Source organism: Jiangella sp. DSM 45060 (genome assembly GCF_900105175.1).
Lineage (GTDB): Bacteria > Actinomycetota > Actinomycetes > Jiangellales > Jiangellaceae > Jiangella.
The window spans coordinates 3,736,107-3,753,468 of sequence record NZ_LT629771.1 but is presented as its reverse complement, the minus strand read 5'-3'; the positions used below and the strand labels follow the sequence as shown (position 1 = coordinate 3,753,468).

The 17,362-nt window shown below is 72.9% G+C and carries 15 protein-coding genes; 10 read left to right on the top strand and 5 right to left on the bottom strand.

Going from position 1 to position 17,362, the window contains the following annotated elements:
* Position 1 precedes the first annotated feature (1 nt).
* Both BLU82_RS16870 and BLU82_RS16865 read right to left on the bottom strand, forming a co-directional pair.
* Positions 2 to 1,168, bottom strand: a complete 1,167-nt coding sequence (locus BLU82_RS16870; RefSeq protein ID WP_092622320.1) for an osmoprotectant NAGGN system M42 family peptidase — start codon at positions 1,166 to 1,168, stop codon at positions 2 to 4.
* A 68-nt stretch (positions 1,169 to 1,236) separates the two neighbouring features.
* Complete coding sequence (locus BLU82_RS16865) at positions 1,237 to 1,773, bottom strand: helix-turn-helix domain-containing protein (protein ID WP_092622319.1); 537 nt, start codon at positions 1,771 to 1,773, stop codon at positions 1,237 to 1,239.
* A 173-nt stretch (positions 1,774 to 1,946) separates the two neighbouring features.
* Here BLU82_RS16865 and BLU82_RS16860 point away from each other — a divergent pair, with 173 nt between their 5' ends.
* The 10 genes from BLU82_RS16860 to BLU82_RS16815 are packed head-to-tail and all read left to right on the top strand — an operon-like array spanning position 1,947 to position 12,171.
* Entirely contained in the window at positions 1,947 to 3,566 is a 1,620-nt protein-coding gene (locus BLU82_RS16860) for an ABC transporter substrate-binding protein (protein ID WP_092622318.1), read from the top strand.
* Positions 3,567 to 3,585: 19 nt separating this feature from the next.
* Entirely contained in the window at positions 3,586 to 4,638 is a 1,053-nt protein-coding gene (locus tag BLU82_RS16855) for an ABC transporter permease (RefSeq protein WP_092622317.1), read from the top strand.
* Positions 4,635 to 5,582, top strand: coding sequence for an ABC transporter permease (locus BLU82_RS16850; protein WP_197682269.1), 948 nt, complete (start codon positions 4,635 to 4,637; stop codon positions 5,580 to 5,582). The genes BLU82_RS16855 and BLU82_RS16850 overlap by 4 nt, the downstream gene beginning before the upstream one ends.
* A 2-nt stretch (positions 5,583 to 5,584) precedes the next feature.
* Positions 5,585 to 6,568, top strand: coding sequence for an ABC transporter ATP-binding protein (locus tag BLU82_RS16845; RefSeq protein WP_197682268.1), 984 nt, complete (start codon positions 5,585 to 5,587; stop codon positions 6,566 to 6,568).
* Positions 6,565 to 7,524 carry an ABC transporter ATP-binding protein gene (locus tag BLU82_RS16840; RefSeq protein ID WP_092622315.1) on the top strand — a complete coding sequence of 320 codons (960 nt, stop codon included), beginning with the start codon at positions 6,565 to 6,567 and terminating at the stop codon, positions 7,522 to 7,524. The genes BLU82_RS16845 and BLU82_RS16840 overlap by 4 nt, the downstream gene beginning before the upstream one ends.
* Positions 7,521 to 8,780, top strand: a complete 1,260-nt coding sequence (locus BLU82_RS16835) for an amidohydrolase family protein (RefSeq protein ID WP_092622314.1) — start codon at positions 7,521 to 7,523, stop codon at positions 8,778 to 8,780. Before BLU82_RS16840 ends, BLU82_RS16835 begins: the two co-directional genes overlap by 4 nt.
* The gene (locus BLU82_RS16830) at positions 8,777 to 9,112 is read left to right on the top strand and encodes a TIGR04076 family protein (protein ID WP_092622313.1); all 336 of its coding nucleotides are present in this window, start codon (positions 8,777 to 8,779) and stop codon (positions 9,110 to 9,112) included. The genes BLU82_RS16835 and BLU82_RS16830 overlap by 4 nt, the downstream gene beginning before the upstream one ends.
* Positions 9,109 to 10,098 (top strand): LLM class flavin-dependent oxidoreductase, encoded by a 990-nt coding sequence (locus BLU82_RS16825; protein WP_092622312.1) that lies wholly within the window; start codon positions 9,109 to 9,111, stop codon positions 10,096 to 10,098. Before BLU82_RS16830 ends, BLU82_RS16825 begins: the two co-directional genes overlap by 4 nt.
* Positions 10,095 to 11,765: a DUF885 domain-containing protein gene (locus BLU82_RS16820; protein ID WP_092622311.1), complete on the top strand. Its 1,671-nt coding sequence runs from the start codon at positions 10,095 to 10,097 to the stop codon at positions 11,763 to 11,765. Before BLU82_RS16825 ends, BLU82_RS16820 begins: the two co-directional genes overlap by 4 nt.
* Complete coding sequence (locus BLU82_RS16815; RefSeq protein WP_092622310.1) at positions 11,752 to 12,171, top strand: nuclear transport factor 2 family protein; 420 nt, start codon at positions 11,752 to 11,754, stop codon at positions 12,169 to 12,171. Before BLU82_RS16820 ends, BLU82_RS16815 begins: the two co-directional genes overlap by 14 nt.
* 9 nt (positions 12,172 to 12,180) lie before the next feature.
* Here BLU82_RS16815 and ngg read toward each other — a convergent pair whose 3' ends face one another.
* From ngg to BLU82_RS16800, 3 genes are all read right to left on the bottom strand, one after another.
* Complete coding sequence (gene ngg, locus BLU82_RS16810) at positions 12,181 to 14,001, bottom strand: N-acetylglutaminylglutamine synthetase (RefSeq protein WP_370246301.1); 1,821 nt, start codon at positions 13,999 to 14,001, stop codon at positions 12,181 to 12,183.
* Positions 13,935 to 15,731: an N-acetylglutaminylglutamine amidotransferase gene (locus tag BLU82_RS16805; protein WP_092622308.1), complete on the bottom strand. Its 1,797-nt coding sequence runs from the start codon at positions 15,729 to 15,731 to the stop codon at positions 13,935 to 13,937. Before BLU82_RS16805 ends, ngg begins: the two co-directional genes overlap by 67 nt.
* Positions 15,732 to 15,909: 178 nt before the next feature.
* Positions 15,910 to 17,265 (bottom strand): trypsin-like serine protease, encoded by a 1,356-nt coding sequence (locus BLU82_RS16800; protein WP_092622307.1) that lies wholly within the window; start codon positions 17,263 to 17,265, stop codon positions 15,910 to 15,912.
* Positions 17,266 to 17,362 lie beyond the last annotated feature (97 nt).

Below are 17,362 nucleotides of genomic sequence, written 5' to 3'. Positions count from 1 at the left end.
CTCAGTGCCGGCCGGGGTAGCGGTCGGGCTCGGGCTCGGCCGGCTGCACGCTGTGGCTGGGGAAGTCGGCCAGCGCGCCGGTGGGACGGTCGTCCCACTCGCTGAACGTCAGCGGGCTGGTGAGGTACGCCGTCAGCAGCTCGGCCGTGCGCCTGATGCCGTCGAGGTGGGTGCGCTCGTGACCGTGGCTGGAGTCGACGCCGAAGCCGATCAGCGCGGTGCGGCACTCCAGGCCCGACTCGATGGCGGGCGCGGCGTCGGAGCGGTAGAACCGGTAGACGTCGCGGCGGAACGGCAGCTCGTTGCTCTCGCACAGGCCGATCAGCCGCCGCGTCAGGTGGTAGTCGAACGGGCCGGTGGAGTCGAGCATGCCGATGTTGACGGTGTCCTCGCGCGACTCCTGCCCCTCGCTGACCACGGCGTTGTCGACGGCGACGAGCTCGGCCACGTACTCGTCGAGGCCGTGTGTGGCGCCCATGCCGACCTCCTCGCCGATGGTCACCAGCAGGTGCGCCGTGACCGGGCGGGAGCGGCCGTCGTCGAGGAGGGCCTTGACGGCGGCCAGGCAGGCGGCGACGCCGGCCTTGTCGTCGAGGTGCCGCGCCTTGACGTAGCCGTTCGGGGTGATCTGCGGCGCGGCGTCGAGCGCCACGAAGTCGCCGACCGAGATGCCGACGTCGAGGAGGTCCTGCCGGCTCTCGACCGGCTCGTCCAGCCGCACCTCGACCTGGTGCCAGCCGACGCCCTGGGTGTCGACGGCGTCGCCGAAGTTGTGCCCGCTGGACATCAGCGGCAGCACGGTGCCGGTGTGGAGGTCGCTGAGGTCGTCGGTGAAGACGGTGACGTGGGCGCCCTCGGCGAACCGGGCGCTGTGCGTGCCGACGGGCACGACCTCGAGCCGGCCGTTCTCCTTGAGCCGCTTCACCATGCAGCCGATGGTGTCGGCGTGCACGACGACCGCCCGGCTCGCCCCGCCCGGCCCGCCCTCGCCGGGCAGCGTCACTCGCAGCACGCCGCGCCGGGTCAGCCGGATGCGCACGCCCAGTTCGGTCAGGCGGTCGCCGACGATCTGCATGACGGCGTCGGTGCGGCCGGACGGGCTCGGCGTGCGCAGCAGCTCGAGCAGGACGTCGCGCAGGTACTCCTCGTCGATGGGCAGCGTCTTCATGGCTCTACCTTCGCACGCCCGATCGGCAGCGGTCCGGCGGCCGGTGGCGGACGGAGGCCGCGCCGGGTCTAGGGCGTCGGAGGAGTGACGGCGATGACGAGGCGAACGGTGCGGTCGGTGTCGTTGACGTATCGGTGTGGCAGGCGCGAGTCGAAGGTGATCGACTCGCCCGCGACCACCTCGTACCTGGCCCCGTCGACCTCGGCGGTGACCGTGCCGTCGATCACCAGGGCGCACTCGGTGGACGGATGGCCGCGCGGCTCGATCGAGCTCGCCTCGCCGGGCTGCATCAGGGCTTCGAGCACCTCGAGCTCGCCGCGTCCGGGGGTGTGCCGCTCGTAGGAGACCTGCCCGGCGGGGGCGGACAGCCGGTTGCGCCGGCCGGGCCTGCTGACATGGACGGCGGGGGCGTCGGGCTCGGTGAACAGGCTCGCGATGGACTCGTCGAAGACGCCGGCCAGCTTGCGCAAGGTGGTCAGGCTGGGGTTGGTGGCGCCGTTCTCGATCTGGCTCAGCAGGGCGGGGGACACGTCGGCGGCCGCGGCCAGCTGGCGCAGCGACAGGCCGTGATGCTGGCGCAGCTCTCGCAGGCGATCTCCCAGCATGTCGCATGCCCCCTTGTCGAGCCGCTGTTCCTCGATGGTTGACCAGGTTACAGACGCCGTCTAGGGTGACCGAACATTGGGCTCGTCTGTTCGCTTCTGCTGAACATCGGAGCGGCCTGCCGCGACGGCGCGGCGGGTCGCCGAGCCTATCCGCGCCGGAAGGGGAACCGCCCATGTCGGTCACGTTGCGCCGGGCCCGTTCGTTCGGGGCGATCATCGCGGGGCTCGCGCTGGCGGTCACGGCCTGCACCGCGGGTGGTTCCGGCGGCGGAGGCGGCGATGCGAGCGGCGGCGGCGACGAGCCGGGCACGCTCACCATCAACACGTCGTTCGTCGTGAAGAGTCTCGACCCGGGGCAGGTGTACGAGGCGACCGGCAACACCACCGTCCACGCCCTCTACGACACCCTGCTGACGTTCGAGGGCGCCGACGTCGGCACGCCGGTGCCCGAGCTGGCCGAGTCGTACGAGATGTCCGCGGACGCGACGACGTTCACCTTCACCCTGCGCGACGACGCGGTGTTCTCCGACGGCAGCCCGGTCACCGCCGACGACGTCGTGTTCAGCCTCAACCGGCTGCGCAACCTCAAGGGCAGCCCGTCCATCACGGTCACGGAGCTCACGGCCAGCAAGGTCGACGACCACACCGTCGTCGTGACCAGCGCGCAGCCCAACCCCAACGTCCCGACGATCCTGGCGGCGCCGGCGACCGGCATCCTGAACTCGGCCGTGGCGGCCGAGAACGGGGCGACCGACGCCGAGGACGCCGCCGAGACCGACTCGGCCACCGCCTACCTCGACGCCAACTCGGCCGGCAGCGGGCCGTACGTCCTGACGAGCTTCGACCCCGCGTCGCAGATCGTGCTGGAGGCGAACCCGGAGTACTGGGGCGAGCAGCCCGCGTACCCCCGCGTGGTGATCCGCAACATGGACATCCAGAACCAGAAGCTGACGATGTCGCGGTCCGGCGGCGACGAGATCGCGCTGGACCTGTCCGGCAAGCTCCTGGAGGACCTGCCCGACGAGCTGCAGGTGTCCGGCGTGCAGGACACCTTCTACTTCCTGACGCTCAACGCCGACCCCGCGGTGTCCGAGATCACCGCCGACCCGGCCTTCGTGCGCGCCCTGCGGGCCGCCATCGACTACCAGGGAGTGGCGGAGCTGTTCGGCTCGGACGGCCTGCCGGCGGCCGGCGTCGTGCCTCCGGCGTTCCCCGGAACGCTGCCGGAGTCCGAGGCCCAGCAGCAGGACGTCGCGCTCGCCGAGCAACTGCTCGCCGACGCCGGCCTCGTGAACCCGACGGTGAGTTTCATGTACCCGTCGATCACCTATCGCGGCGTCGACCTCGGGACGGTCGCCACCAAGATCCAGTCCGACGCCGCCGCGGCCGGCATCACGCTCGAGCTGGACCCGCAGCCGCTCTCGTCGTTCCTCGACGCCCAGCGCGGCGGGCAGGTGCCGCTGCGGTTCAGCCCGCAGAGCCTGAACTACCCGGTCGCGGCGTCGCTGGTGAACAACTACCTGCCTGGTCAGGGGACCGCCATGACCACGGGATGGACGGTGGAACGGGCCGACCCGGCCGTCCTCGCCGCCGCCGCGGCAGTACAGTCGAGCCTCGAGCCGGAGGCCCAGCAGGCAGCCGTGCAGGAGTGGCAGCGCGTCATGAACGAGCACTCGCCCTTCATCCCGTTCGCCTACAACTCCGGGTTCGTGGTCGCGACGGCCGAGCTGACCGGCGCCGAGTACTCGCCCGCCGGCTGGCAGGTCGACATCGCCGCGGTGGGCCGCGACTGATGCGGGCTCACGCGGGCGCATGACGACGTCGAGCACCGACCGGCGGCCGGCGCATCCGCTCCTGCGCTTCCTGGGGCGCCGGCTGGCCATCACCGCGGGACTGCTCGTGGGCGTGACGATCGTGACGTTCGGTCTGGTCCAGGCCGTGCCCGGGGACGCCGCGACGGCGAACCTGTCCGAGCAGGCCCTGAACGACCCCGAGGTCGTCGAGGCCTACCGGGCGAAGTGGGGCCTGGACGACCCGCTGCCCGTCCAGTACGGGCGGTACGCGGCCAACCTCGCGCAGGGCGACCTCGGGGTGTCACAGCAGACCGGACGGCCGGTGCTGGACGACCTGCTCTCGTACGTTCCGGCGACGCTGGAACTGGCCGTGCCCAGCATGGTCCTGGCGTTGGTGATCGGGACCGCGGTGGGCATGGTCGCCGCGGTGCGGCACGGCCGGCTGACCGATCACCTGGTGCGGATCGGCGCCCTCTTGGGGTTGTCGACGCCGCCGTTCTGGCTGTCGCTGGTGGTGCTGTACGTGTTCTTCTACCTGCTCGGGCTGACGCCGAGCGGGGGCCGGCTGAGCCCGCAGTTCGCCCCGCCGCCGAACGTGACCGGCATGTACACCGTCGACGCGGCACTCGCGGGGCAGTGGACGGTGGCGTGGGACGCCGCGCAGCACCTGACCCTGCCCGTCCTGGTGCTGACCAGCCTGACCGTCGCGCTGCTGATCAGGTTCGTCCGCTCCGCCATGCTCGACGTCCTGGGACAGGACTACATCCGGGCCGCCTACGCCAAGGGGCTGCCGACGCGGATCGTCCTGCGTCGCCACCTGCTCAGAGCCGGTCTGGTCCCGGTCATCACGGTCAGCGGACTGGCGTTCGCGTCGCTGCTGTCGGGCACCGTCCTCGTGGAACAGATCTTCGGCTGGCCCGGGCTGGGCCAGTACGCCTACCGCAGCGCCAGCACGTTGGACCTGCCCGCGATCATGGGCGTCTCGCTCGTGGTCGCCGTCGTCTACACCATCGTCAATCTCGTCGTCGACCTGCTGTACGGAGTCATCGACCCGAGGATCAGGTTGTCGTGAGCGAGTCGTCGATGCCGAGCCCGGCCGCGCCCGTCGTGGGCGGCGACCCCGGTGACCTCGGCGACCCCCGGGTCGGCAAGGCACTGGACCGGCGCCGGTGGCTGGGCCGCGTGCGGGGTCCGGCGGCACGGCCGATCTGGCGGCAGCCGGTGGTCGTGGTGGCCGGGACGGTGGTGATCGCCTGGCTGCTGCTGGCCCTGTTCGCCCCGCTGGTCGCCCCGCACGACCCGCTCGCGCTGGACGGCGAGGCGTACTCGCCGCCGTCCGGGGAGCACCCGTTCGGCACCGACGAGCTCGGCCGCGACATCCTCAGCCGGGTCATCTACGGAGCGCGGCTGTCGATCCCACTGGCGCTGGCCGTGGTGGTGCTCGCGCTCTCGATCGGCGGGCTGCTCGGCCTGCTCGCCGGTTACCTGGGCCGGGGCGTGGACGACGTCGTGATGCGGGTGACCGACCTGGTCTTCGCCTTCCCGCAGATCATCCTGGCCATGGCGGTGACGGCGACGTTCGGCCCCAGCACCCGCAACGCGGTGCTCGCCCTGGTCGTGGTGTCGTGGCCGGTGTACGCGCGGGTGATCCGCAGCGCCGTGCTGACCATCCGCGGGGCGGACTACCTGTACGCCTCGCGGCTGCTCGGCGTCGGCCCGTGGACGGCGTTGCGCCGCGACGTCGTTCCGAACAGCGTCGGGCCGGCGGTCGTGCTGGCGACGCTGGAGCTCGGCAACGCCGTCCTGATGCTCGCGGCGCTGTCGTTCCTCGGTCTCGGCCCGCGCCCGCCCGCGGCCGAGTGGGGCGCCATGATCGCGCTGGGCTCGAACGACCTGTCGATGTGGTGGGTCAGCGTCTTCCCCGGCCTGGCGATCCTGACCGTCGTGCTGGCGTTCAACCTGCTCGGTGACGCCCTGCGGGACCGGCTCGATCCGCGCTACGCGAGGGGGCGATGACCATGGGTGACGTCGTCCTCGAGACCGACCGGCTGGCCGTCGCGCTGCCCGGCCCGGCCGGCCTGGTGCCGGTGGTCCACGACGCGACCCTCACCGTCGGCGAGGGGGAGATCGTCGGGCTGGCCGGCGAGAGCGGGTCGGGCAAGAGCCTGACCGCGCAGGCGCTGCTGAACATCCTGCCCGACGGCGCGCGCGTCACCGGCCGCGCGGACTTCGCCGGACGGGACCTGCTGGGCCTGGACGACCGAGGCTGGCGCGAGGTGCGGGGCAACGGCATCGCCATGGTGTTCCAGGACCCGAGCGCGGCGCTGCACCCCATGCTCAGCGTCGGCCGGCAGCTCACCGAGCACATGCGGGCGCACTTCGGCATGACCCGGGTCGCGGCCCGGCGCCGGGCCGCCGAGCTGCTCGACGACGTGCGCATCCCCGATCCGGAGCGGGCGCTGAAGGCCTACCCGCACCAGTTCTCCGGCGGCATGCGGCAGCGGGTGGCGATCGCCATCGCCCTGGCGTGCCGCCCGAAGCTGCTGATCGCCGACGAACCGACCACCGCACTGGACGTCACGGTGCAGGCGGGCATCCTGGCGCTGCTGGACCGGCTGCGGGTGGAGACCGGGCTGTCGGTGCTGTTCATCACGCACGACCTCGGGGTGCTGTCGGCACTGAGCACCCGGACCTACGTGTTCTACGCCGGCCGGGTGATGGAGACCGGGCCGACCGGATCGCTGCTGCTCGATCCCCGGCACCCGTACACGACGGCGCTGCTCCGGGCCCGGCCGCAGGACGGGGCGTCGCTGGTGCCGATTCCGGGCAGCCCGGTGACGCCCGGCGAGGCGCCGGCCGGCTGCCCCTTCGGTCCCCGGTGCACGCTGCACCGGGACGCCTGCGACGCCGCCGTGCCGGCGCTGCGGCCGATCCGCGACGGCCGGCTGATCGCCTGCGTCGCGGCCCACGTCGGCGATCCGGCAGCGGAGGTCACCCGATGAGCGTCCTGGACCTGCGCGACGTCGTCGTCGACTACCACCAGCGCGGCCGCGCGACGGTGCGGGCGGTCCGCGGTGTGAGCCTCGACGTCGCCGCCGGGGAGATCGTCGGCCTGGTGGGGGAGTCCGGGTGCGGGAAGTCGTCGCTCGCCCGGGTGGCCGTCGGGCTGGCCGCGCCCACCGGCGGCAGTGTCGAGTTCCAGGGCCGGCCGGTCGCTCCGGTGGGCTGGCGCCGTCGCGACCCGGCGCAGGTGCGGCTGCAGATCCTGTTCCAGAACCCGTACGCGTCGCTCAACCCGCGCCGGACGGTGGGTGAGCAGCTGGCGGACGGTCTCGGCCCGGGCGCCACCGACCGGCGGGAACGGGTCACCGAGCTGCTGGAGCGGGTCGGCCTGGACGCGGCGGCCGCCGATCGCTACGCGCACCAGTTCTCCGGCGGGCAGCGCCAGCGGCTGGCGATCGCCCGGGCACTGGCCCCCGATCCGCAGCTGATCGTCGCCGACGAACCGGTGACCGCACTCGACGCGTCCTCGCAGGCCCAGGTCGTCAACCTGCTGGTGGGACTGGTGCGCGAGCTCGGCATGGGCATGCTGTTCATCTCGCACGACCTCGCGCTGGTCCGGCAGATCGCCGACCGGACCGCCGTGATGTACCTGGGCCGCATCGTCGAGTCCGCGCCCACCGAACGGCTCTGGGCCGAGCCGCGCCACCCGTACACCCGCGCCCTGATCGACGCCGTGCCGACGATCACGAGGACGGGCCGGCTGCCCGCCGTGCTCGCCGGTGAGGTGCCCGATCCGGCGAACGTTCCCGGCGGCTGCTCGTTCCGGCCGCGCTGTCCGCACGCCATGGACGTCTGCACCGACCAGCCACCGCTCGTGACCGCCGGCGACCGCCAGGTGATGTGCTGGCTGGAAACCGGCCGCGAACCGGCCGCGATCCGCGAGGAGCCCCGATGACCCCCGAACCCCGAGAGACGGTGCTGCTCAACTGCTCCGTCTTCGACGCCGTCACCGACACACCCCGCGACGACGCCGCCGTCTGGGTCGACGCCGGGGGCGGCATCAGGGCCGTGGGCCCGCCGGACGACGTCCTGGCCGAGGCCCGCTCGGCCGGTCCGGCGGGACCGGAGATCGTCGATCTCGGCGGTGGTGTCGTGCTGCCCGGGCTGGCCAACATGCACGTGCACCTCAGTCTCGGCCTGCCCGGCAAGCTCGGCTCGGCCGTCCAGCGGGCGAACCTGGCGGAGCTGACCCTGCTGATGGCCGACTCCGCCCGCCGCGCGCTGCTGGCCGGCGTCACGACGGTGCGGCTGGTCGGCGAGAGCCGGGGCGCGGACTTCGCCCTGCGCAAGGGCATCGACAACGGCGCCGTCGACGGTCCGCGCATCTTCACGGCCGGGCAGGCGCTGTGCTGCACCGGCGGGCACGGCTGGGACGCCGACGCCGTCGAGGCCGACGGCGCCGACGGGTTCCGCCGGGCGACGCGGCAGCAGATCCGGGCCGGCGCCGACCTGATCAAGGTGTGCATCTCCGGCGGGATCGCCGGCGAGCACGAGGCGATCGACACGCCACAGCTCACCGACGACGAGATGGCCGCCGTCATCGGTGTCGCGCACGACTGGGGCCGCAAGGTCACGGCGCACGCCGGCCCGGCCGACTCCATCCGGCGGGCCGTCGAGCTCGGCCTGGACTGCGTGGAGCACGGTTACGAGCTCGACGACCACGTCACCCGGCTGATGGCCGAGCGCGGCGTCTGGTACGTGCCGACCATCGTCGTCAGCCGCTGCAAGGAGTTCTTCGAGGCCAGCGGGGTGCCCCGCTGGTTGATGGACCGTGCGCTGTCCGCCGGGCCGCGGCACTGGGAGAGCCTGCGGCTGGCGCTGGCGAACGGTGTGCCGATCGCCCTGGGCACCGACATGCCGCCACACGCGGAGTACGACGGCACCACGGCGACCGTGCGCGAGCTCGAGTTCATGGTCGAGGCCGGGATGCCGGCGCTCGACGCGCTGCGCTCGGCGACGGTCCGTCCCATCGAGTGGCTCGGCCGCCTCGACGACCTCGGGACCCTCGAGCCGGGCAAACGGGCGGACCTCATCGTCGTCGACCGCGACCCGAGTCGCGACATCTCGGCGCTGCGGACCCTGCACCTGGTGATGAAGGACGGGATCGTGTACCGCGACGACCGCGGGCTGACCGCGAGGACGACGCCATGACCGGCGATGACGACGACCGCTCGACGTTCGGGCTGTGCGACCTGCGGGTGGTGGTCGACCGGATCGAGGGGCGTCCGGTCTGCGGGCTGCGTCCCGGCGACTACTTCGACGTCACCTCCAGCAGCCAGGTCAGCCTGCCGGCCGGCCGCCACTTCTGCCTCTACGCGCTGGGCGCCGTGCTGCCGCTGCTGCCCGCCAAGCAGCGCGACCTGGACCCGCATGACTGGCTGGCCCGCGACAGCGAGGTCGCCTGCCCGGACCCGGACGAACGACTCGTCATGCGGATCGAGCGGGGCCGGCGGCGCGGTTACGACGCGAGGGAGCTGACGTGACGCCGGAGGGACGTGGCCGGGTCACCCTGGGCCTGCAGTCGGACAAGTCGGCGGCCGACTACCAGCGACTGGCCGTGCTGGCCGAGGACCTGGGGTTCGACGGTGTCTCGGTCTTCAGCGACCTCGGCTTCCAGCCGCCGCAGTTCGCCCTGCTCGAGATGGCGAGGGTGACCCGCCGCATCCGGCTCGGGCCGGCCTGCCTCAACCCGTTCCTCCAGCACCCGGTCGAGATCGCCGGGCAGCTGGCCACGCTGGACCTCGCCTCCGCGGGCCGGGCCTACCTGGGACTGACCAGGGGTGCCTGGCTGGAACGCGTCGGCGTGACCGGGAGCCGGCCGGTCCGGGCGCTCTCCGAGACCGTGCAGGTGGTGAGCAGGCTGCTGGCGGGCGACGACTCCGGCTTCCAGGGCGAGACGTTCACGCTGCAGCCCGGGATGCGCCTCCAGTACCGTCCGGCCCGCCGGCACGTCGAGACGATGTTCGGCATCTGGGGCCCGAAGGGCGCGAGCGAGGCCGCCTCCGTCGCCCACGAGGTCAAGCTGGGTGGCTCGGCGAACCCCGACATGGTGCGGCAGATGACCAAGTGGCTCGGCGACAGCGGCGTGGGCGTCGTGGCCGGCGCGGTGACCGTCGTCGACGAGGACCGCGCCGTCGCCCGGTCCCGGGCACGGGCGGAAGCCGCCATGTACCTCGAGGTGGTCGCCGCCCTCGACCCCACGGTCGAGCTGCCGCCGGACCTGGTGCCCCGGCTCGGCCGCCTGCTGGCGACCGGCCGGGCCGAGGACGCCGGCCGGCTGATCCCGGACGAGGTCCTGGACCGCTTCTGTTTCTCCGGCGCCCCCGGCGACGTGATCGAACAGGCCGCGGCGTTGTTCGAGGCCGGGGCGAGCCGGGTCGAGTTCGGCACCCCGCACGGGCTGAGCGATGTCCACGGCGTCGAACTGCTGGGCCGGACGGTGCTGCCGGCGCTGAGGGAGTTGTCATGACCGATCACGAGACCGTCACCGCCGTCGCCGACGCCTACCTCGGCGAGCTCGCCGAGGTCGAGCCGCGGGCCGCCGAGGCGCTGGGCCGCGACCACGTGACGGCCATTCCGGACCTCTCGCCGGAGTCGTACGACCAGCGGCTGGCCATCGCCCGGCGCGCGGCCGGCCGGTTGGACGCGGCGACCACCGGCACACCGGCCGACGAGGTGCTGCGTTCCGCCCTGGCCGAGCGGCTGGCCAGCGATATCGCGCTGCACGAGGCCGGGTTCACGACGGCGTTGCTGGCACCGCTGGCGACGCCCGTGCACCTGGTCCGGCAGGTCTTCGACAACCTGCCGACGCGGACGGCGGACGACTGGACCACGGTGGCCGCCGACCTCGCCCGGGTACCGGTCGCGTTGCGGCAGTACGCGGCGACGCTGGACGGGTCCGCCGGGCGCGGGCACGTCGTGGCCGGGCGGCAGGTGCTGGCCGTGGCCGCGCAGTGCGAGAGCTGGGTCGCCGACGGGTTCTACCCCGGGCTGGTGGCGAGCGCGCAGGTGCCGCCGTCGCTGCGGCAGGAGCTGGAGGCGGCCGCCCTCGCGGCGGCCGAGGCGACGACGTGGTTCGCCGGGTTCCTCCGTGACGACCTGCTGCCCCGGGCCGGCGAGCGCGACGCGGTCGGCGAGGAGCTGTACCAGGTCACCTCGGCCGCGTTCCTGGGCGCGCGGATCGATCTGCGGGAGACCTACGCCCACGGCTGGGCGGAGCTCGCCGCCCTGACCGAGGAGCTGGGCCGGGTCGCGGCGGAGGTCTCGCCCGACGGGGTCGCGGCCGCCGTCGCGCGGCTCGACGCCGATCCCTCCGGCCGGATCGACGGCGTCGAGGCGCTCGAACGCTGGCTGCAGCAGCGCGCCGACGAGACCATGGCCGCCGTCGACGGGGTGTGGTTCGACGTCCCGGCCCGCACCCGGACGGTCGAGTGCCGGGTGACGCCCGCGGCCGCCGGCGTCATGTACTACACCCCGCCGGATCCCGGCCTGACGAGGCCCGGCCGGGTGTGGTGGACCCTGCCGGACGGCGTGCGGAGCGCGCAGACCTGGCGCGAGGTCAACACGCTGCACCACGAGGGCGTGCCGGGGCACCACCTCCAGCACGCGATCACCATGACGCTGCCCGGTCTGCACCCGTGGCAGCGCTCGCTGTGTCACGTCCACGGCTATGCGGAGGGCTGGGCACACTACTCCGAGACGCTCGCTGACGAGTTCGGCCTGGTGCGCACCCCCGGCGAGCGGATGGGCATGATCTACGGCCAGCTGTGGCGGGCGGCCCGCATCGTCATCGACCTCGGCCTGCACCTCCAGTTGCCGATCCCGCCCGCCAACGGCCTGGTGCACGAGACGCGGTGGACGCCGGACCTGGGCCGCGACGTCCTGGTCCGGCTGGCCGGCGTCGATCCTCAAACGGCTGGGTTCGAGGTGGACCGCTACCTCGGCTGGCCGGGGCAGGCGCTGGCCTTCCGCGTCGGCGCCCGGCTGTGGCGTGAGGCCCGGGCCGACGCCGAGCGGCGCGACGGCGCGGCCTTCGATCTCAAGCGTTTCCACATGGACGCGCTGCGGCTGGGCCCGCTCGGGCTGGGGCCGCTGCGCGAGATCCTGGCCGAGCGGGGTGCGCATGGACGGTCATGACGACCCCACGGTCGGCGAGTTCGTGGCCGATCTCTACGCCTCCATCGGCGATCGTCGCCGCTTCGACGCGCACCTCGACCCAGGCATCACGATCTGGGAGTCCGACGCCGCGGGCCTACTGCGCGGTCTGGCCGACCTGGACGACCTCCGCGACTCCCGTGCCGCGCGCCCGAGCACCGCGACCCTGGCCGAGCTGGGACCGGAGGAGCTGGTCGCCGATGTCTGGGCTGGGACGGCCGTGGCCCGGTACATCCTGCGTGCGCGCTACCACGGCGACCGGCCCGACGACACCTTCCGGGTCACCGACGTGATGCGCCGCGGGCCGGACGGCTGGCGCATCGTGCACCACCACGCCGAGGCCGTCACCGAAGCGCCGGTTCCTAGGAAGGACGAGATCTCCGGCTGACGGATCGAGTCACTGCGGCGCCGACGGCGGCTGCCACGCCCTCGGCGTCGTTCGCGTGGCGGGGAAGAGGAGGTCGACGAAGCGGGCGGCGGTGGGTTGGGGCTCGTGGTTGGCCAGGCCGGGCCGCTCGTTCGCCTCGATCAGCGCGTACTCCTCACCCTCCGGGCTGGGCACGATCATGTCCAGCCCGGTCACCGGGATGTCGATCGCCTCGCTGGCCGCCACCGCGGCCGCCGCGAGCGTCGGGTGCAGCGACGCCGTCACGTCGTGGATCGTGCCACCGGTGTGCAGGTTGGCCGTGCGCCGCACCCGCAGCGCCACCCCCTCGGGCAGCACGTCGCCCAGGTCGTAGCCCGAGGCGGCCACCGTCGCCACCGTCGTGGCGTCCACCGGCACCCGCGACTCGCCGCCGGTCGCGGCGGAGCGGCGCCGGCTGTGCGCGTCGATCAGGTCGGCGACGGTGTGCCGGCCGGTGCCGTACACCGTCGCGGGGCGGCGGACGGCGGCGGCGACGACCTCGTGGCCGATGACGACGATGCGCAGGTCCTCACCGTCGACGCACTCCTCGATGAGGACGTCGGGGCAGAACGTCTGGGCCAGCGACACCGCCGAGGCGAGCGCGTCCGCGGACGTCACCCCGACGGTGATGCCGCGGCCCTGCTCGCCGCGGACCGGCTTGACCACCGCCTCGCCGACCTCGGCGAGGAACGCGGCGTCGGCCTCGGCGGAGGAGGCGCTGACGCCGCGCGGCACCGACAGCCCGGCCCGCTGGAAGATCCGCCGGGTCAGCTGCTTGTCGTCGCAGCGGCTCATCGCGACCGCCGTCGTCAGCTCGGACAGCGACTCGCGGGTGACGATGCGCCGCCCGCCGTGCGACAGCCGCAGCTCGCCGCTCTCGGCGTCGGTGATCTCGACCAGGATGCCGCGCCGCCGCGCCTCGTCGGCGATGATCTTCGCGTACGGGTTCAGCTCGGTCTCCGCGGGCCCGGCCACGTACAGCGGCTCGTTGATCGGGTTCTTCCGCTTCACCGCGAACACCGGCACCCGCTGGAACCCGAGCTTCGTGTACAGCCTGATCGCCGGGTCGTTGTCATGTAGGACGGAGAGGTCGAGGTGGTCGCGGCCGCGACCGATGTACCGCTCGGCCAGCACCCGCACCAGCGCCTCCCCGACGCCGGGGATGGTGCTCTGCGGGTCGACGGCGAGGCTCCACAGGCTGGCGCCGTTGTCGGGGTCGTCGAAGGCGCGGACGTGGTCGACGCCGGTGACGGTGCCGACGACGGCGCCGGTGCGCTCGTCCTGCGCCACCAGGTAGGTGAACGTCGGCGTGCGCTGGTTGCCCCACATGAGCGCGGTGTCGCCGGTGACCATGCCGCGGGCCGCGTACAGCCGGTTGATCTCGTCGGCGTCGGCCAGCTCGCTCATCTTGCGGACGAACACGCCGCTGACGGGGTTGCGCCGCGGCCGGTAGCGGTGCAGCTCCAGCCGGTACGTCAGCGACGGGTCGATGAACAGCTCGCCGGGCGCGTGCGACACCAGCACGTGCGGATCGGCGACGTACATGGCGATGTCGCGGCGGCCCTCCTCCTCGGCCCGGAGCAGGTCGATGACGTGCCGAGGGTCCTCGAAGGTCTGCGCGAACACCAGCCGGCCCCACGCGAGGTCGACCAGGACGTCGCGCTTCATGTCCCGGACGAGGTGTTCCGGCGCCTCCTTCCACGGCGTGCTCCACAGCGAGTGCTGGCCCCTTCGCCGGGGATCGGTCACCGGGTCACGCCCTCGCCGGGCAGCTGCGTCTGCAGCCACAGCTCGAGCAGGCCCAGCTGCCACAGCCGGTTCCCGCGCAGGGGAGTGAGGTCGGCGTTCGGATCCTGCCGCAGCCGGTCGACGTACTCGGGCCGGAACAGGCCGCGGTCGCGGGCGGCGGCGGAGTGCAGGGCGTCCTCGACGAGCTCGAGGTACGGGCCCTGCAGGTACTTCAGCGCCGGCACCGGGAAGTAGCCCTTCGGCCGGTCGATCACCTCGTGCGGGATGACCCGGCGCGCGGCCTCCTTCAGCACGCCCTTGCCCTCCTGCGCCAGCTTCAGCTCCGGCGGGCACTGCGCGGCCAGCTCGACCAGCTCGTGGTCGAGGAACGGCACCCGCGCCTCCAGCCCCCACGCCATCGTCATGTTGTCGACCCGCTTCACCGGGTCGTCGGTGAGCATGATCTGGGTGTCCAGCCGCAGCGCCGCGTCGACGGCGGTCTCGGCGCCGTCGCGGGTGAAGTGCTCGCGGACGAAGTCGAGGCTGACGGCGCCGTCGGTGAGGTAGGCGGGCGCGACGACCTCGGCCATGGCGGCGTGGTCGCGGTCGAGGAACGCCTTCGCGTAGGTGCCGACGGCGTCGGCGCGGCCGACACCGGCCAGCGGCGGGTACCAGTGGTAGCCGGCGAACACCTCGTCGGCGCCCTGCCCGGACTGCACCACCTTGACGTGCCGGCTGACCTCCTTGCTGAGCAGGTAGAAGGCGACGGCGTCGTGGCTGACCATCGGCTCGCTCATGGCGGTGATCGCGTCGCCCAGCGACGGCAGCAGGTCGGCGCCGACGCGGATGCGGTGGTGGTCGGTGGCGAACTCGCGGGCGATGACGTCGGAGTACTTGAACTCGTCGCCCTCCTCGCCGCCGACCGCGTCGAACCCGATGCTGAACGTGTTGAGGCCGGTCTGGCCCTCCTGCGCGAGCAGCCCGACCACCAGGCTGGAGTCGAGGCCGCCGGAGAGCAGCACGCCGACCGGGACGTCGGCGACCAGCCGGCGGCGCACGGCCACCCGCAGCGACTCGAGGACGGCCTCCTCCCAGTCGGTGTCCGACCAACCGGCCTTCGCGGGGTCGCGGGTGAAGGACGGGTCCCAGTACACCCGCTCGCGGCTGGCGCCGTCGGGCTCGACGACGCGGACGGTGGCCGGCGGCAGCTTGCGGACGCCGGCGAGGATCGTGTGCGGTGCGGGGACGACGGCGTGCCAGGACAGGTAGTGGTGTAGCGCGACCGGGTCGATGGAGGTGTCGACGCCGCCGGCCCGGACCAGCGCCGGCAGCGTGCTGGCGAAGCGCAGCCGCTCGGGCGTCTCGGCGAGGTACAGCGGCTTGATGCCGAGGCGGTCGCGGGCCAGCACCAGCCGGCCGGTGTCGCGCTCGTGGATCGCCAGCGCGAACATGCCGATGAGGTGGTCGACGAAGTCCTCGCCCCAGCGGTGGTACGCCTTGCCGATGACCTCGGTGTCGGACGTGGAGAAGAACCGGTAGCCGTACCCGCTCAGCTCGTCGCGCAGCTCGCGGTAGTTGTAGACGCAGCCGTTGAAGACGACGGCCAGGCCCAGCTCGGCGTCGATCATCGGCTGGTGGCCGTGTGGGGAGAGGTCGATGATGGACAGCCGGCGATGGCCCAGCGCCAGCGACCCGTGCGCGTAGGCGCCGGAGTCGTCGGGCCCTCGGGCCACCATGGCGTCGCACATGAGGCCGACCGAGGCGAGGTCGGCGGGGCGGTTGTCGAACCTGAATTCTCCGGTGAGACCGCACATGTGTTTCGAGCCTACCCACCCTTCCGCTCCCGGGCGCGGGGAACGGGCGCCCCCGATTCCCCTTCTGGGGAGGGGTACCCCCAGTTCATGCCCCGAAACGCAGTTCGGCGGCGGCGCTCTCCGTGAGATGCGCCACCGCCGAACCGGTGGATCTGTGCTATCTAGCCAGGTGCTCGGCTCAGACGTTCGAGCCGTTCACGCGGCGGCGGGCCGCGAAGGCCGCACCGGCGCCACCAGCGGCCAGCAGCATGGCCAGGCCGATCATGGTGGTGGTGTTCGAACCGGTGTCGGGCAGCTCCTCGCCGTCGCCGTCGTCGTCACCCGGGTCCTCGGTGGGCGTCGCGGACGGGGTCTCGCTCGGCTCCTCGGTCGGGGTCTCGGTCGGCGTCGGGGTGGGCTCCTCGGCCTCCGTCACCGTGACGGTGACCGTGGCGGGGATGCCGTCGGTGTGGCCGTCGTTGGCGAGGTACAGGAAGGTGTCCTCACCGGTGAAGCCCTCGGCCGGCGTGTAGACCAGCGTGGTGAGGGTCTCGTCGTCGGTGGTCAGCGAGCCGGACTCGGCCTCGCTCACCTTGAACGTGACGTCGTCGCCGTCGGCGTCGTCGGCCGTCAGGGTGATCTCGACCGGCTCACCGGCGGTGGTCTCGATCTGGACGTCGGCGACCTCGGCCGGAGCGTTGCCGTCGAGAACGGCGGCGATGCTGTCGGTGACGGCGCTCAGCTGGGTGTAGACACCCGGGATGCCCGGGCGGGCGCAGCCCTCGCCCCAGCTCACGACGCCGACCTGGAGGTACTCGCCGTTCTCCTCGACGAGCAGCGGGCCACCGGAGTCGCCCTGGCAGGAGTCGACGCCGCCCTGCTCGAGGTCACCGGCGCACAGCTCGACCTCGGGGCTGGTCTGGATGTCGATGGCCTCGTAGGCGGCGACGCAGTCCTCGTCGCTGACGCCCGGCACGTCGACCTCGAGCAACACCTCGCTGGCCTCGCCACCCTCGGAGGTGGCGCCCCAGCCGATGACCCGGAAGGTCTCGGACGCGTCGAACGAGTCGTCGGAGACGATGTCGATCGGGGTCGCGACCTCGGCCGGCACCTCTTCGCTCAGCTGGACCAGCGCCCAGTCGTTCGGGATGCCGGAGATGTTGCCCGAGCTCACGGACTCCGACGTGAACGTCTGGATGTCGGGGCTGGTGAGGTCGACGGAGCCGAAGTGCGCGACGATGCCGTCGGTCGGGCCGGTGCCGTTGACGCAGTGAGCGGCGGTGAGGACGACGTCGGGCTCGATCAGCGAGCCGCCACAGGCGAACTGGTCGTCGATCACCAGGTAGGTGACGAACGGGTACTCGCCCTCGGGGGCGGGAGCGCCGCCGACGATCTTCGTCTCGAAGTCGGCCGGGGAGCTCTGGACGATGAGGGACTCCTGCGGAATCTCCTCGGCCGCGGCTGCGGTGCCGGCGGCGCTCATGACGGTGAGGCCCGTGACCAGGGCCGCCGCCAGCGCGCCCGCAGCGCGGACGCGCGCGCGGAAGGTCTTCACACTGTCTCCAATTCACATGAATGTCAGTTCAGCATCGAGCCCCCCGCCACCGCGCGTGCCCGCGGACGACAGGAGGGCCCGAAATGCTGGGAATGCT